At 33.2% G+C, this 15,417-nt stretch carries 17 protein-coding genes; 8 read left to right on the forward strand and 9 right to left on the reverse strand.

All coding sequences use genetic code 11. From position 1 onward, the window contains the following. The first annotated feature begins 23 nt into the window (after window positions 1-23). On the forward strand, window positions 24-764 hold the full coding sequence (locus tag BM383_RS10785) for a septal ring lytic transglycosylase RlpA family protein (RefSeq protein WP_093025149.1): 741 nt from the start codon (window positions 24-26) through the stop codon (window positions 762-764). On the opposite strand, the gene BM383_RS10790 is transcribed toward BM383_RS10785, so the two are convergent. The 5 genes from BM383_RS10790 to recF all read right to left on the reverse strand — a co-directional run bounded on the left by BM383_RS10790 (window position 765) and on the right by recF (window position 6,349). Next, on the reverse strand, window positions 765-1,379 hold the full coding sequence (locus BM383_RS10790; RefSeq protein WP_093025150.1) for a response regulator: 615 nt from the start codon (window positions 1,377-1,379) through the stop codon (window positions 765-767). Then, window positions 1,355-4,399 (reverse strand): ligand-binding sensor domain-containing protein, encoded by a 3,045-nt coding sequence (locus tag BM383_RS10795; RefSeq protein ID WP_093025151.1) that lies wholly within the window; start codon window positions 4,397-4,399, stop codon window positions 1,355-1,357. Before BM383_RS10795 ends, BM383_RS10790 begins: the two co-directional genes overlap by 25 nt. Window positions 4,400-4,516: 117 nt before the next feature. Then, window positions 4,517-4,810, reverse strand: coding sequence for a DciA family protein (locus BM383_RS10800; RefSeq protein WP_093025152.1), 294 nt, complete (start codon window positions 4,808-4,810; stop codon window positions 4,517-4,519). After that, window positions 4,810-5,241, reverse strand: coding sequence for a hypothetical protein (locus BM383_RS10805; RefSeq protein WP_093025153.1), 432 nt, complete (start codon window positions 5,239-5,241; stop codon window positions 4,810-4,812). The genes BM383_RS10800 and BM383_RS10805 overlap by 1 nt, the downstream gene beginning before the upstream one ends. 28 nt (window positions 5,242-5,269) lie before the next feature. Further along, a complete protein-coding gene (gene recF / locus BM383_RS10810; RefSeq protein WP_093025154.1) occupies window positions 5,270-6,349 on the reverse strand; it encodes a DNA replication/repair protein RecF in 1,080 nt (359 codons plus the stop codon). Between the two features lie 130 nt (window positions 6,350-6,479). Between recF and BM383_RS10815 the strand changes: the two genes are divergently transcribed. The 6 genes from BM383_RS10815 (at window position 6,480) to BM383_RS10840 (ending at window position 11,786) form a co-directional block, all read left to right on the forward strand. Beyond that, entirely contained in the window at window positions 6,480-7,268 is a 789-nt protein-coding gene (locus tag BM383_RS10815) for a tetratricopeptide repeat protein (protein WP_093025155.1), read from the forward strand. Further along, the gene (ribH, locus tag BM383_RS10820) at window positions 7,268-7,753 is read left to right on the forward strand and encodes a 6,7-dimethyl-8-ribityllumazine synthase (protein ID WP_093025156.1); all 486 of its coding nucleotides are present in this window, start codon (window positions 7,268-7,270) and stop codon (window positions 7,751-7,753) included. Before BM383_RS10815 ends, ribH begins: the two co-directional genes overlap by 1 nt. A 191-nt stretch (window positions 7,754-7,944) precedes the next feature. After that, window positions 7,945-8,235: a hypothetical protein gene (locus BM383_RS10825; protein WP_093025157.1), complete on the forward strand. Its 291-nt coding sequence runs from the start codon at window positions 7,945-7,947 to the stop codon at window positions 8,233-8,235. After that, entirely contained in the window at window positions 8,235-10,139 is a 1,905-nt protein-coding gene (mutL, locus tag BM383_RS10830; protein WP_093025158.1) for a DNA mismatch repair endonuclease MutL, read from the forward strand. The genes BM383_RS10825 and mutL overlap by 1 nt, the downstream gene beginning before the upstream one ends. A gap of 11 nt (window positions 10,140-10,150) precedes the next feature. After that, window positions 10,151-10,903: a rhomboid family intramembrane serine protease gene (locus BM383_RS10835; protein WP_093025159.1), complete on the forward strand. Its 753-nt coding sequence runs from the start codon at window positions 10,151-10,153 to the stop codon at window positions 10,901-10,903. Beyond that, on the forward strand, window positions 10,875-11,786 hold the full coding sequence (locus BM383_RS10840; protein WP_245766572.1) for a rhomboid family protein: 912 nt from the start codon (window positions 10,875-10,877) through the stop codon (window positions 11,784-11,786). Before BM383_RS10835 ends, BM383_RS10840 begins: the two co-directional genes overlap by 29 nt. Window positions 11,787-11,788: 2 nt before the next feature. Here BM383_RS10840 and BM383_RS10845 read toward each other — a convergent pair whose 3' ends face one another. Continuing rightward, window positions 11,789-11,995: a hypothetical protein gene (locus BM383_RS10845; RefSeq protein ID WP_093025160.1), complete on the reverse strand. Its 207-nt coding sequence runs from the start codon at window positions 11,993-11,995 to the stop codon at window positions 11,789-11,791. A gap of 112 nt (window positions 11,996-12,107) precedes the next feature. Here BM383_RS10845 and BM383_RS10850 point away from each other — a divergent pair, with 112 nt between their 5' ends. Continuing rightward, window positions 12,108-12,851 carry an endonuclease/exonuclease/phosphatase family protein gene (locus tag BM383_RS10850; protein ID WP_093025161.1) on the forward strand — a complete coding sequence of 248 codons (744 nt, stop codon included), beginning with the start codon at window positions 12,108-12,110 and terminating at the stop codon, window positions 12,849-12,851. On the opposite strand, the gene BM383_RS10855 is transcribed toward BM383_RS10850, so the two are convergent. From BM383_RS10855 to lepB, 3 genes are read right to left on the reverse strand one after another with little or no spacing between them, the layout of a single operon-like run. Continuing rightward, entirely contained in the window at window positions 12,848-13,165 is a 318-nt protein-coding gene (locus BM383_RS10855; RefSeq protein ID WP_093025162.1) for a DUF6122 family protein, read from the reverse strand. The two genes, BM383_RS10850 and BM383_RS10855, sit on opposite strands and share 4 nt — an antisense overlap. Before the next feature lie 7 nt (window positions 13,166-13,172). Further along, the gene (locus BM383_RS10860; RefSeq protein ID WP_093025163.1) at window positions 13,173-13,811 is read right to left on the reverse strand and encodes a WbqC family protein; all 639 of its coding nucleotides are present in this window, start codon (window positions 13,809-13,811) and stop codon (window positions 13,173-13,175) included. A 2-nt stretch (window positions 13,812-13,813) separates the two neighbouring features. Further along, window positions 13,814-15,382 (reverse strand): signal peptidase I, encoded by a 1,569-nt coding sequence (gene lepB, locus BM383_RS10865; protein WP_093025164.1) that lies wholly within the window; start codon window positions 15,380-15,382, stop codon window positions 13,814-13,816. Window positions 15,383-15,417 lie beyond the last annotated feature (35 nt).

The raw sequence follows: 15,417 nt of genomic DNA on the forward strand, positions 1-15,417 counted from the left end.
ACTATAAAACACCAACTATACGTATGAAGTTTTTTGCTATTATTTCTGTTCTATTTTTTTCTTTATCACTATCTGCTCAAGTTCAAACGGGTAAAGCTTCTTTTTATGGTGATAAATTTGAAGGAAAATTAACTGCCAGCGGAGAAAAATACAAACATTCAAAGGCAACAGCAGCTCACAGGGCACTACCTTTTGGAACCAAACTAAAAGTTACAAATTTAGCAAATAATAAATCGGCAGTTGTAGAAGTCAATGATCGTGGACCTTTTTCGGCAGGAAGAATTATTGATGTTTCTAAATCGGTGGCAGAGAAGTTAGATTTTGTAAATGCTGGTGTGGCTGATGTGATTATTGAGGTGATAGATGATAGTGAAATTGTAGCAGAAACCAATGTAGTCGTATTAGATGAAATTTCGGGAGAAACAGCTCAGAAGGTTGTAGAAGAGCCAGTTCAGGAGCAATTGGAGTCAAATTCTATCGTGGAAACGGAATTTTATGAGCTATCAATTAGCAGGGTTTCTCCTAATTGGATTGGAGTTCAAATAGGTAGTTTTCAGGAAATGGCAAATTTGATTCGTTTGGCCGATAATTTAAAAGTTAACTATCAAAAGGAAATCACTGTGCAGGTAAAAACAGTTGCTGGTGTAAAAGTTTATTCATTGATTCTAGGGAAATTCACTAACCGAAAAAAAGCAGAAAACTTTCGTGATCATGTTCAGAAAAAATATCCAGATTCCTTTATTATAGATATGACTGCCGAGTAGTTATAGACTGTATAAATTGGACTGAAAAACAAAATTTATCAGTTCACCTACGGTACTCATGTTTAGTTTTTTCTTAATATTTTTCTTATGTTTTTCTACTGTTAATGGAGAAATATGGTAAATAGAGCCAATCTCCTTACTTGTTTTGCCTGTAGAAAGTGAAATGAGAATTTCTTTTTCTCGCCTTGTTAGGGTTTCTAATTGATTTTTTGATATGGTTGGATTTGATACTGATTTGTTCTTGTTAAAGTTTAAAATGGCAAGATCTATAGTGAGTAACAATTGTTTTTCATCAAATGGTTTTAGTAAATAAGCAAAGGGAATTGTTTCTTTAGCTCTTTCTAAAAATTGATTGTCATTATAGGCCGTTAAGAAAACTACAGGTACAAATTTTAGGTTAAACAATTGATGAATTAATTCTATTCCATCAATTTCATCATTTAAATTAATATCACTTATAATACAGTCAAAATCCTCTTCGTCAAAAAGGCGAATAGCTTTTACAACGTTATTGGCAATAGTAACATCATAGTCGCTGGCTTTTAAAACTTGTTTAATATCCTTGGCTATGATAAACTCATCTTCAATGATTAAAACTCTTTTAATGGTATCCATACAGTGTATTTAGTTCCCCCGGTGGATTCTATGGTATAAGTAGCTCCTAGTTGCTCAATCATTTCTTCGATTAAGTTTAAACCTAACGATTCTGTAGAAGTTTTACTTGGGTCAAATCCTTTTCCGTTATCGGAAATTACTAGTTTTAGTTTGGTTTCTTCTTGTTTAGTTTCAATTATCAATGTATTGTCAGCATGTTGTTTGTCAAATGCATGCTTGTGTACATTTGTAATCATTTCATTTAATAACAATCCTAAAAGTGTAGGGTTTGATTTGGAATGGGAGGGTATTCTATGGGTTTTAAAGATAACATTAAATTTCAAATCATCATCATTTCCAAGTGCTTTTACTATTTTTTTGCAAGAGTCTTCGATGAATTGCGAAATATTTATGAGATCTTCTTTCTTATTATTCAAGTATTCCTGAATATTTGCAATGGTGTTAATTCTGTTTTTAGCAATTTTTAGAATCTCTTTAGACCTTTCATCTTGGACAGATTTGGTTTGAATATTTAAAAAACTGGTGATCAATTGAAAATTGTTATTAACGCGGTGTTTTAATTCTTTCAGTAAAAAATCTACATGTTTTTTTTCTTGCTCCAGTAATTCGTTGTTTTGTTTTAAGTCATAGGTGCGTTGTATCACCAAATCTTCCAATTTAGCATTCGTTTTTTTGAGGCTATTTGTTTTTAGTTTGAACCCAATAGTCGCAAGTGTTATAATACCAAAAAGTAAAACAAATTTAAACCAAGTAGTTTTGTACCATGGTGGTGTGATTATAAATACTTTTTGATCTTGTAGTTTGCTCCAGTTGCCGAGATCATCTGTGGCTCTTAATTTAAAAGTGTAGATTCCTGGTTCTAAATTGGTATATGTGGTAGCTCTTTCTTTTGTTTCTTGTCTCCAACTTTTATCAAAACCACTTAACTTGAATTGATATAAACTTTTTTCAGGATTTAAGTAATTTAATGCTGCATAATTTATAGTAAGTACATTTTCGCTTGCATTGAAATGTAGTGTGTCTTTAAACATTTCATTACGTTGAATAGGCTTGTTGAAAAGCTCTATGCTTTCTATATACACACATGGAGGTTTTTGATTGGTAATTGGTTTTTCGGGGTCAATAATATTGTAGCCTGCAACGCCACCAAAATAAAAATTTCCATCTTCATCTTGATAAGCAGCTTTACCGTTAAACTCATTATTCTGAAGGCCATCTCTTTCTGTGAAGTTTGTAAAGGCTTCTTTTTCAGGATTAAAAACTGATATTCCATAATTGGTGCTAACCCAAATTTTATCGTTTTTATCAATTAATAATCCGTAGATAAAATCATTTGGGAGTCCTTTTTGTTGGTAATAGGAAGTTGTTTGGTGATTTTCATAAATTTTGGTGATTCCGGTACTGGTTCCCACCCAAATGTTATGTTTACTGTCTTCATTTATAGCAAATATTCGGTTTGATGCTAGTGGAGAATCAGTTTCGTTGTTAATAAAATGAATGATGTTATTGTTGGGCGAAATTTTATATAAACCTTCGTCGCAACCAATCCACAAATTCTGTTTGCTATCTATAAATGAAATTCTAGCTCTGTTGATTTGTTTGTTTTGAATTGTAACAGGACTAAAAGTTTCTTTTTCAATGTCAAATTCATTAATGCCACCGGTCCAGGTGCAAACCCATAATTTATTGTTTGGTCTCGTAATGATTTCTATAACCTGATTGTCACTTAAGCCGTTGTTTACGGTGAAACTTTTAAAAGAATCGTTTGTTTCGTTGTATTTCAAAAGACCACAATCAAAACCGCCAGCCCATAAAGTTCCATCTTTGGTAATATTTAAATCATACATTAAAATTTGATTCCCTTCTTTATATAATCGGTACGCTTCCTGTTTTGGATTGTATTTGATGAGGCCAATTCCAGACGCAATCCAAATGTTTTTCTTGCTATCTTTTATGAATCCAAAAGAGTTTATCTTTTTTATTTCTGGATAATTTGGAAGTCTAATTTTTTGTGTAGTGAATTTTTGTTGATGAATATTGAAATGCAACAATCCGTTTCCGGCTGTTCCAAACCAGTAATTCCCATTGTCATCCTTTAAGATTTTTGCTATTTCTACATTTTTATAAATGTCATTGTCATAATCCTTTAAAATGATTTTTCGGAGTTCTTTGAGTTCATTATTAAAAGTATACAATCCATTTGTGGTGGCTAATAAAATTGTATGATCATCAAACTGTAATAAATCGTTGATTTCAAGATGATTTATAACTTCTTGCGTAAATGTTTGGGCTGTTTTATCGTAAGAGTATAATCCTTTATCTGTGGCAAGGTAATATTGGTTATTCCATTTTAGAAAGCCATTGATAGATGTGTCTTTTAGGTTGTTTTGTACCGCTGTAATACGATTATGATTTAAATCTAGTTTTTGAATTCCCGTTTCTTTTGTGCCTAAATAAAAAATGCTATCACTGTATTGGTAAAAACATGTAATAAAGTTTTCTCTAGATTCTTTTGGGAGTTTTACGAGCTCGTGCGTATTGTTCTTTTTATTATATAAAATGCAGTGATTTCTAAGGGAGAATAATAAAGTGTGTTGGTTTAATTGAAATGTTTTGTAACCAATTGATAAATCAGATTCATCAAATTTTTGATAAGCGAAAAACGAATTATTTTGAATAGAGTATCCAATGATACCTTTAGTATTTGTAGCTATCCAAAGCGTGTCGTTTATATGTAAAAGGTCTCTTATGTGGTCATCGGGTATAGAAGTGGTATCTCTGGGATTGTGGATAAAAGAATGGAAGTTATACCCATTAAATTTATGTAAACCATCTTCAGTTCCCGCCCATAGAAATCCTTCACTATCCACTACCAACGATTCTGGGTTTAGTTGTAACAACCCCTGTTTTTGACCATAACGATTTACAAGAAGTGAATCTTTTGGAAAAGCGATGGTGTTTTGCGAATAGCAAATACTAGCAAATAGTAACAGATATAGATAGGCAACTATTCTGTTCATTGATTTTGGTTTTTTTCGGTTGGATTTAATTGGTGACCGAAATATAGGGATATTTCAAAATGTTAAAAAAAAATAACACTTAAAAATCGATTTAACACCATATTTTAAGGTAAGATGCTATCTAAGAATAACTTCCTTGATTACTTCTTTTCCTAATTGTTCATTTAGCATCGTGATTATTTTCTGTTTACCATAGCTTAATTCTTCTCTAAGTACCGAAGAAGTTAAAGAGACAAAAAGTGTAGTATTTCGTAATTGCACGTCTGATGTATAATTAGCAACACCATTTCCCATAAGTTGCATCCAGGCATCGCGAACATCTATTTTGTCCATGCCTTTTTCAAGCTTATTTTCTTTGATAAAATCTTTCAAAGCATCGCTTAGTGAAATATGATCATTTTTTCGTGCCATTACTCAACAGTTATAGGTTCGTAGCGTTTGTAGAAAAAGGTAGTCTCGGTATTGGAATTCTTAGTGGAAAAATGATTTTCGTCAACGGAAAGTAATGTTTCATTCCACTCACTTTGATCATTCTTATAGTGAATATAATAAGCGTCGTTTTCCTTTACAATTTCAATTTTTTCAGCATCACCACTAGTCAAATAATCCGATCCTATAACGGGTTTTACTTTTCTACGCGTACCGCTAAGATTTTCATCAAGTTCTATGTGGTCTATAGTTGTATTTACTTTGTAAACTTTTGTCATACCATCTTTGCCCTCAGCTTTTTCAATTTCCCAATATCCATTTAGATTTGTTAAAACATCTTTCGGAATTGATTTTTCGCAGCTAAAAGCGGAAAAAATAAGCACCAAAATGCAAGTGGTTTTCAAAAGTTTCATTGTAATTTATTTGGTGGCAAATGTACAATTACAGATTGAAAATCTTGTAGGTTTGGTTGGTCTTTTTCACAACATCTTCTGTTCTCTGTGAATGCGTATCACTTATGAAAATTTGTCCAAAAGTATCTTCATTAACTAGTTGAACTATGTGCGTAACTCTGTTTTCATCAAGCTTGTCAAAAATATCATCTAATAGTAAAATAGGCTTCACTTGTGATTGGTTTTTTATAAAATCAAATTGAGCTAATTTTAAAGCTATTAAAAACGTTTTTTGCTGGCCTTGACTACCAAATTTTTTAATGGAATGATCATCAATTTCAAAGCTGAGATCGTCTTTATGGATACCAACAGATGTATATTGCAATGCTCTATCTTTACTTAGATTATCAGTAAAAAGATCTTTTAATGCGGTGGTGTTTAGTTGACTTTCGTAGACTAAATTTATATTTTCTTGATTGCCGGAAATGGTATAGTAACGCTCCTTAAAAATAGGAATAAACTCTTCTAGAAAAGCAATTCTTTTACTGTGTATAAAGGATCCCATTTCAGAAAGTTGGTCGTTATAAACTTCAAGTGTTTTGGAATCAAACGTACTGTTTAGAGCAAAGTATTTTAGCAAAGCATTTCGCTGTTGTAAAACCTTATTATAATTTATGAGTTGCTGTAAGTAGGTTTTATTGGATTGAGATATGACGTTGTCTATAAATTTACGTCTGGTCTCACTTCCTTCTGTAATTAAATCTCTATCCGCTGGAGAAATAATCACTAAAGGAATCAGTCCAACATGATCCGAAAGTTTCTCGTAGACTTTACCATTTCTCTTAATTGTTTTTTTCTGACCCTTTTTCAAGCTACACAAAATGCGTTCTTCGGTATTGTTTTTTGAAAAAGTTCCGTCTACCACAAAAAAATCTTCCCCATGTTTTATATTTTGACTTGCAATAGGGTTAAAGTAGCTTTTTCCAAATGCTAAATAGTAAACACTATCCAATACTGTAGTTTTTCCTACACCATTATTACCAGTAAAACAATTAATTTTTGCATCTAGCTGAAAATCTTTCGATGCAATATTCTTGTAATTAATAAGAGAAAGCTTGTTTAAAATCATAAAAAACCAAAGCAGATAAGTGGTTGACTTCTTTTACAAAACAAAGATAAAATATTGAAAAATATCAATAAAAACCGCTTTTATATTTTAATAAAAATTATATTTTTGCGCCACTAATACAAACTAGGCTATGGCAACATACAATAAAAGAGGATACAAATCTAAAGCAAAAAAAGAAAAAGAAGTTATAGAAGAGCCGGAAGTACAATCTGAAGAAATGGATAGTACAACCGCAGAGTTGTTTAATTCTTTAGATGAAGGTGCTTCAAAAACAGAAGAGTGGGTAGAGAATAACAAAAACACTGTTCTTGGTGTAATTGGAGTAATCGTAGTTGCTGCAATTGGATTTTTTGTGTACACAAAATTCATAGGAACTCCTAAAGAAGAAAAGGCTTCTAACGATATGTTCTTTGCTCAAGAGTATTTTAATGAGGCAATGAATGGAGCAGAAGCAAAAGATTCTCTTTTAGACCTTTCTCTTAAAGGAGGAAACGGTACTTATGGTTTTCTTGATATTATAGAAGAATACAACGGTACTAAAGCTGCAAACTTGGCAACTTACAGTGCTGGTATGGCTTATTTAGAGTTGAAAAACTACGATAAGGCTATAGAATATTTAGATAATTTTAATGCAGATGATGAGATGTTAGCTCCTTTGGCTAAAGGAAATATCGGAGATGCATTTTCACAATTAGGTCAGTATGACGATGCAATGTCTTATTATGATAAAGCAATTGCTTTAAAAGATAACGACTTTACAACACCACTTTATTTATTCAAAGCAGGTATGTTGGCAAAAGAGCAAAAGGATTATGACAAAGCATTGAAATACTTCAACAGAATTAAAGAAGAATATCCTGAATCACAACAGGCAAAAACAATAGATGCTTATATAGCACTTGTAGAAAACATTAAATAATGGCTACAGAAAATAAGAATTTATCAGCGTATGATAAAGCGACAATCCCAAATGCGAATGACTTTCGGTTTGGGATTGTTGTTTCAGAATGGAATGAGAACATCACAGAAGGTTTGTTTGCTGGCGCAAAAGAAGCTTTACTAGATTGTGGTGCATTAGAGAGAAACATTATTCGTTGGAACGTTCCTGGAAGTTTTGAACTAACCTACGGAGCAAAACGAATGATAGAAACAAAAGAAGTAGATTGCGTTATCGCTATTGGTAGTGTGATCAAAGGAGAAACCATGCATTTTGATTTTGTGTGTCAAGGTGTCACACAAGGAATAAAAGATCTAAATGTAAAATACGATACTCCTGTTATCTTTTGTGTACTTACAGATGATACCATGCAACAATCCATTGATAGAAGTGGTGGTAAGCATGGAAATAAAGGTACTGAAGCAGCAATTGCAGCTATAAAAATGATACAACTACGCAATCTATAATTGTATAGTTATTTTTCAGTTTGTTGAATACTGATTGATTTTTTCTTAAGAATCAATCAGTATTTTTTTTGAACTGATTTTAGCAATTTGTCAATTTTAGGTTTCGGCATTCTTTTTGTTAACATTTTTTAGCACCGAAACTTGAAGCGTGCTGGGTATTTTAATTAATTTTGAATGAAGAGGATAAAAGTATGAGACTTCCAACATTATTTAAGCAGCAGAAAAGCAAAACGTATAACTACAAACCTCGTTATTACAACGAGCGTAAAGAACGTATAGATGCAATGAAACGTAAGTATGAAACCGTTTCAGATACAGAATACAAACCAACGCGTAGAGCTTCTTTTAGAGATGATTGGAAAACAGAGCGCAAGGCAATGAGTGAGAGCAATACACGGCTTCGATTAATAGTAATCTTGGCATTCCTAATCATGTTCACATTTGTAGCATTGCGTTTTATAAATTTTGATAAATTACTTTAATGGCAGATATCATCCAGTTATTACCGGATCATGTTGCAAACCAAATTGCTGCAGGAGAAGTGGTTCAAAGACCAGCTTCTGTAGTGAAAGAATTATTAGAAAATGCGATTGATGCCGGAGCAACCGAGATAAAATTAATTGTAAAAGACGCAGGAAAAACCCTTATTCAAGTTGTAGATAACGGGAAGGGAATGAGCGATACCGATGCTCGCTTGTGTTTTGAGCGTCATGCTACCTCAAAGATAAAAACTGCAGAAGATTTATTTTTACTTCATACCAAAGGCTTTCGTGGAGAAGCGCTAGCTTCTATTGCTGCAATTGCACATGTTGAGTTGAACACCAGGCAAGCTAGTGATGAAGTTGGTACACAAATAAAAATAGAGGGGAGTAAAGTAGTTGCTCAAGAAGTGGTGGTAACTCCCGAAGGAACCTCGCTTTTAGTTAAAAATCTATTTTTTAATATTCCTGCACGTAGAAACTTTTTAAAGTCAGATGCTGTAGAACTTCGTCATGTAATTGATGAATTTCAACGTGTGGCTTTGGCTCACCCAACTATAGGTTTTGACTTTTATCATAATGGTGGCGAGTTGTTTCGCCTGCCAAGTTCCAATAACAGACAACGTATTGTACATGTTTTTGGAGGCAAGACCAATGAAAAGTTGGTTCCTGTTGAAGAGCCTACAGAAGTGGTTAAAATAGCTGGTTTTGTTGGAAAGCCGGAATTTGCTAAGAAAAGTAGAGGCGAGCAGTTTTTCTTTGTAAATGATCGTTTTATCAAAAGTCCGTATTTGCACCATGCAATCATGTCGGCCTACGAAGGTCTCTTGAAAGACGGTACACAACCAAGTTATTACTTGTTTTTAGATGTAGACCCGGCTACGATTGATATCAATATTCATCCAACAAAAACGGAAATTAAGTTTGATGACGAACATACTTTGTATGCCATTTTGAGATCTGCTGTAAAACATAGTTTAGGACAATTTAATGTTGCGCCAATTTTGGATTTTGATTCAGATCCAAACTTACATACACCATACGATTACAAAGACAAAAAGTTAGATATGCCGGGCATAGAAGTGGACGCCGGTTTTAATCCTTTTAAAGAAGAAAAATCGAGTTCTTCTCAAGTACGAGTGAAGAGTAACAATTTTGGGAGTGGTAATAATTCTTTCCGAAGAAATACTTCAGCTTCTTGGGAAAGTCTTTATGTGGGATTAAAAGATGACGATACTTTTGAATCTAAAGCAAATCATAGTGAACCGGATTCTTTTGCTTCTATTCAATTTGAGTCGGAAGAAGTTACTGGTAAATTATTTGAGGATGATGCCGTAGAAAGACCTGCCGCAGCCACTTATCAGTTACAAAAAAAGTATTTGGTAACTACTATCAAATCAGGAATGGTGATTATAGATCAGTCCAGAGCACATCAAAGAGTTTTATACGAGAAATTCTTGAAAGATATCACCATTAACGAAGGTGTGAGTCAACAATTGATATTTCCGCTGGAACTGCATTTTTCAGTAACTGAAATTGCATTAATTCAAACTTTAAAAGAACGCTTGGAAGGTACCGGGTTTGCTTTTGAAAGTATTGAAGGCGATAAAGTAACTATCACAGGAATTCCGTTGAATGTTACGGAGAGTGAAGTGTCTATTATTCTAGAACAATTGGTGTCCGATTTTGGTGAAGATATTCCTGATAGTGGATTTACTCAAACCGATATGTTGGCAAAAACACTCTGTAAAACCTTGGCGGTTAGAAGCGGAGAGTCATTAACAGTTGCAGAACAAGAAGCCTTGGTGAACAATCTTTTTGCATGTACAGAATCTGCGGTTTCTCCGTTCAATAGACCAACATTCATTACCATGACGGTAGAAGATATAGATAAAAAATTTATGTAAATTAAGAATACATGATGCGATTAACAGAAACGGTTAAACATTTATTAATCATAAATATACTTTTCTTCATTGTGACTATGATGAACCAATCTTTTATGTATGATTGGTTTGCTTTGTGGTTTCCGAAGAACCCAAATTTTCAATTTTGGCAGATAATTACACATATGTTTATGCATGGTGGCAAAAAGCATATTTTCTTTAATATGTTTTCATTGATCATTTTTGGGCCCATTTTGGAACAATATCTAGGAAGAAATAAATTTCTCTTATTATACTTTGCATCCGGATTGGGAGCCGTAGCATTACAAATATTGTTTACTTACTATCAATACAATTCAGCATTTGAGGGTTTATTAAATGCAGGAGTAAGCCAAAGCGAGATTAACGTCTTTCTTAGTGATTTGGTTTCAAAAGGTAGGGCAGATGTGCCATATGAAAATCTTTACAGTCTATTTGATAGCTTACATGATTCATATTTCGCTACAATGGTAGGAGCTTCTGGTTGTCTTTTTGGAATCACTGCTGCATTTGTGGTTGTTTATCCCAATATGCCTTTGTATATCATGTTTATCCCAATTCCTATCAAAGCTAAATATTTAATAGGTGGTTATTTTGCAATTACCTTGTACTCAGCTATTACAGGAAGTTCTCTGGCAGGTCCTGAAAATACAGCATTTTGGGCTCACATTGGTGGTGCGGTAATTGGATTCATTACGATGTGGTATTGGAAAAAAAATGAGTTTAACCATAATAGGTGGAATTGATATGAATACAAATTGGAGTTATCAATATAAAATGTTGGCACCCCATGTTAAAATGATTGTCATTAATGTGGCCATCTTTTTACTATTCTCACTGGTATTTGGGTTGTTTCAAATACCTCAAGCATATATTTTAGATTGGTTTGGAATGCCAGATTCTTTAAATGGTTTTTTAACAAGACCGTGGACTATAATTACGTATGCTTTTTTTCATGGTGGTTTTCGTCATATTTTATTCAATATGATTACGTTATATTTCTCAGGGAATATTTTTATGAATTTGTTCAGCGGAAAAAGATTCTATACAGTTTATCTCTTAGGAGCCATAGCTGGAGGCGTACTTTACTTTTTATCCTATAATATTTTCCCGGCTTTTACCAATTCAATCATTCCGCAATATCTTATAGGAGCTTCTGCGGCGGTAATGGCTATTTTAATATTTGTGTGTGCTTATATTCCAAATCAAGAAGTTCGTGTGTTTATGTTTAATGTAAAACTCTGGCACGTGGGAATATTTTTTGTTTTAATGGATTTATTACAGATATCAGAAAGTAATCCTGGAGGTCATATTGCGCATTTAGGTGGTGCATTGTTAGGTTTTGTGTATGCGCGTCAGTTAGGGCAAGGAAATGATATTGGAGCATGGTTTAGTAGCTTAATGGATGGTATTGCCAATTTGTTTTCCGGAAAGAAATCTGAAAAAACAAAGTTTAAAAAAGTATATCGTAACAAAAAATCAACAGATAGTAGTGCAAAAGTGTTTAATAACGATAAAAACATACATCAGAAGAAAATTGATGCTATCTTAGATAAAATAAGCAAAAGCGGTTATGAAAGTTTGAGCAAAGACGAAAAAGACTATTTGTTCAAGGCCGGAAAAAATTAATATCAATAGTTCACTTTGAAAAAACTCTCCCTCTTTGATAAGTTTATTTTTGTAATAAATAGTCTTGTTGCTACTGCAACTTTATTGGCTTTTATATTGCCATTTTTACCACCAAGATATTTTCCTTTAATTTCTTTACTAAGTTTGGGATTACCACCTTTGATTATAGTTAATTTTGTTTTCGTGGTGTATTGGCTGGTTCGTTTCAAGAAGCAATTTTTACTATCGGTAATAATTTTAATTTTAGGATTTAACCATGTAAGATCGTTAATAGAATTTGGTCATGAACAACTACCAAAGCGTTCAAATGATTTTTCTATAATGACATGGAATGTGAGAATGTTGAATCAATTGGATTGGACAAATCAAACTGATATTCCCCAGAAAATACAGCAATTGGTGGCAAAGGAAAATCCAGATATAATGATGTTTCAGGAGTTCTGGAAAGAAGATTTCAAACTTTTTGAAAAAATGTATCCGTATTATTATGTGAAGTGTAAGAATATAGATGGCCAAATGGGGCAGGTCATTCTATCTCGCTATGAAATACTAAGTCAGGGAATTTTTAATTTTGATTCAGGAAATGACATTTTATATGCAGATTTAGATATTCATGGAGAAAAGGTACGAGTGTATAATTTTCATTTACAGTCGCTAGGTATCAACTCCACTGTGGAAGGACAAAGTGTTAAACAGATAGATAAGAAATGGGTAGCCAAAAGTATGTCCAAAAATTTTACACTACAACAATCTCAAATCGAAGAATTCATAAGCAATGTAAAAGAATATGGCGGTCGATTTGTAATCTGTGGGGATTTTAATAATACTGCTTTTTCCTATATATATAGAAGATTGAAAACTGAATTTGACCTTAAAGATAGTTTTGAAGAAAGAGGTAGTGGTTTTGGAAGGTCCTACGATTTTAAATACTTTCCAATGCGTATAGATTTTGTTTTTGGGGATAAAGAATTTGAAGTGCGTTCACACGAAAATTTTTCAGAATACTATTCAGATCATTTTCCTGTGAAAGTTGTCTTTGGAATGCATGATCCTGAAAATGATTAATTGCTAGGCATCATCAAGCAATCACATACATCTGCAATAATATGTATGATAAGGGCTAAACCAAAAATTCTTGTTTTTGAAAATAACAACAGCAGTATATACAACGCTATGGCTACGTAAGAATGTAATGGGTGAAAACCAATACTACATCTGTTTGGATCAAAAATAGGATTTGCAAAAAGGTGATCAATATCAATAAGAATTCCAGCAAGTAGAATAAATATTGATATTTGAAACGTTTTTCGATAGAAGATAAATGCAACCACAAACGGAATCAAAAAATGGATTCCATAGTGAACAAATATTCTTAGCATACTGTATTTACAGATGTATTTTTAGAAATTGATCTTCCAAATAAGTCAATGAATTAGGTCCTTCATTGAATAAAAGATCCAAAATACTTAAGTTATTTAAGAAGCCTTCTTTGCTGTCAAAAACTTGTGTATAGGTATCAAAAGAAGGTGTGTTTATCTTTTTTGCATTTACAAGTTTTCGAAAATCTGTTAAGTCATCATTATCAGTAATTTCAGTAGCATAGGAATTTGTAAAACTATAATCAGTTTCCAGTTGTAAACAATCCGAAATAGTTTCAAAAGTTGAAATGTTGAAATCTAATAGATATTCCTGTTTCTTTTCAAATAATGGTGCTATTTCGTCTTCGTAGAACTCAAAGAAAGGAGAAGTTCTGTATGCGGTTTGCAAACTTTTCCAGTGCTGTTTTTGCCACGGAAAATCATTTTCTACTTTTACATCCTTGTATAGTTGTCTACCATCTTTTCCCGTATGTTTTATGGGAATGCTAAGCATCTGCTTTCCGTTTGCTCCATAAACGTACATGCGGTTTCTGTACGTTTGCTTTTGGAAATTATCAAACTTTTCAAAAACAATGGCATCACTCTTAACTATTACCGAAAATTGCGCAATAGAAGGAAAATAGGTTGGGTGTAGAAGCGATTTCATTTTCAGTAATTAAGCTTTTTCTTTTTATTCTTTTTTCTGAAGAAATCGAAAACAAAATAACCAACTAATAGTATTACAAAATACATAAAGTAAGATGTTGGTTTGCTATTACCGCCACCATCTACGGTAGTGAAAATACGATCCCATCTTGGTTTTTTGGCAAAGCTATCCCAGCTAAACCAAACGAATACGGGTTTTCCTAAAACGTGGTCAAATGGAACATATCCCCAAAATCTACTATCTTCTGAATTATGACGGTTGTCACCCATCATCCAATAATAGTCTTGACCAAATGTATAGGAGTTTGTAGGTTTACCATCTACAAGAATTTGACTTCCTTTTACTTGTAGATCATGACCTTCATAGTCTGAAATAATGCGTTCATATAATGGAAGGTTTTCTAGTGATAGTTCCACTTTTTCTCCTTTTTCAGGAATTGAAATAGGTCCAAAATTATCACGATTCCATTTCATATTAGACGAATGAGGAAATACAGAAGGATCTGCAATACCTTTTGGTATAATCATCTTTACAATACTGTCGATGGCAGAATTTTTTTGTAATTCACTGACCATTTCGTCTGTTAGTGAAGCAAATTGGTATTGAAAACTTCCGTCAGCCAATTTTCTAGAACCTCCAAAACCATTGGTGACACCAAAACGGCTATACATGATTTCTGGACTAAGGTTGTAACGGGTATAAACGCTGTAGGAATACTGTGGTTTTGCTCTTTCTCCAAGTTTGGTTCTTTCTCCATTGATATAGATAAAACCATCTTTTATTTCTAATTCATCGCCTGGAATACCCACGCATCTCTTCACATAATTAGATTTTTTATCAAGAGGTTTATCGACATGAATATTACTGCGGTCTCCAAAGTAACGTACGGTGTCAACAGGCCAGTTGAAAACCACAATTTCATTACGTTCTATTTTCTGTAAACCTGGTAATCTGAAATATGGATATTGCGGCTCTTTTAAATATGATTTAACTCCTACTACAGGGATGGTATCGTGTACCATAGGAGCAGCTACAGCAGTCATAGGTAATCTAGCTCCGTAATGAAATTTACTCACAAAAAGGAAGTCACCAACAAGTAATGTTTTCTCTAACGATGGCGTTGGAATTACAAATGGCTGCATGATGTACGTATGCACGAAGGTTGCTGCAATGACTGCAAAGATGATGGAATTAGCCCATTCACCTGCAACAGTTCTTGGTTTTAAACTTCTATCTTCAATATATGTTACATCTAGACCATAGTTCACATAGAATATGTAAAAACCTAAGGTAAACAGTACAAGAAATGTGTCGGCTGTAGTATTTCGTCCAAAACTGCGAATAGTTTCTACCCAAATCACCGGAATCATAATCACATTTATCACCGGAATAAATAATAGAAGCACCCACCACCATGGTCTATTGATGATTTTCATTAAAATGACCGCGTTGTATACAGGAACGGCCGCTTCCCATGATTTTCTTCCTGCTTTAACGTAAAGTTTCCAAGTTGCTAAAAAATGTACTACTTGCACAAGCAAGAAAAATACAAACCATTGATATAGTGTCATTGTACTGTTTTATGTTTATCTAAAAGTATTTGATT

It is taken from the genome of Pustulibacterium marinum (assembly GCF_900116665.1).
In the GTDB taxonomy this organism is placed as follows: domain Bacteria; phylum Bacteroidota; class Bacteroidia; order Flavobacteriales; family Flavobacteriaceae; genus Pustulibacterium; species Pustulibacterium marinum.